2 protein-coding genes are annotated in these 611 nt (G+C 40.3%); both read right to left on the reverse strand.

Features of this window, described 5'->3' with window-relative positions; translation table 11 throughout:
* Positions 1–54: 54 nt before the first annotated feature.
* Entirely contained in the window at positions 55–372 is a 318-nt protein-coding gene (locus JMX13_RS13615) for an IS630 transposase-related protein (RefSeq protein ID WP_201582308.1), read from the reverse strand.
* Between the two features lie 135 nt (positions 373–507).
* The gene (locus JMX13_RS13620) at positions 508–600 is read right to left on the reverse strand and encodes a pyridoxine 5'-phosphate oxidase C-terminal domain-containing protein (protein ID WP_227686344.1); all 93 of its coding nucleotides are present in this window, start codon (positions 598–600) and stop codon (positions 508–510) included.
* Positions 601–611: the final 11 nt, after the last annotated feature.

The raw sequence follows: 611 nt of genomic DNA on the forward strand, positions 1-611 counted from the left end.
TTTTGCTCTTCAAGCTGAGCTAATGAATCGTTGAACTGTTGCCGTTTTTCCTCATCAGCTTTCGGGTGTTTGAGTGTCTTTTTTTTGAGTGATGTTGATACGCTTGAGCGCTTTACCTATGCCTCTTGCTGTGCAATTAAAACGCTGTGCTCTCTCATATTGATAAGCATCTGGATAGGTGGCAACGTCCTGTCTTAATGCCTCATCATCAATCTTGGTGGGTTTTCGATAGTAAGGCTTCTTTGGAACACCCTTTTTCCAGTCTTGGACTGTTTTGGTGCTAATATTAAAGTCTTGGGCAACGCGGCGTACCGTTTGCCCTGCTGCAATCTTGCTTAATACGAGTTGTCGAAAATCATTTGAGTAGGTCATTTAGGTATTGTAGTTCTTTTTTGGTTTATTGACTATACATACTTTTGACTTTGAATCGACTAAAAAATAGTCGCTGTCAGTGCTATGGTCGAATGTTCAACACGACCTATTCGTATGAAAAAATACTTATAGTAATTACGGCAATAAACGCTTGGTATTCCAGCTTGCTACATTACTTCTACCATTGTCACTATCAGTACTCCGCGTATAAACAATACGGTCATGCATCCGATTAGCAC

This window comes from Psychrobacter immobilis (assembly GCF_904846285.1).
Lineage (GTDB): Bacteria > Pseudomonadota > Gammaproteobacteria > Pseudomonadales > Moraxellaceae > Psychrobacter > Psychrobacter immobilis_D.

Coding starts and splice junctions, on each gene's coding strand:
- JMX13_RS13615 (WP_201582308.1), bottom strand. CDS start 372: ATGACCTACTCAAATGATTTTCGACAACTCGTATTAAGCAAGATTGCA.
- JMX13_RS13620 (WP_227686344.1), bottom strand. CDS start 600: ATGCATGACCGTATTGTTTATACGCGGAGTACTGATAGTGACAATGGT.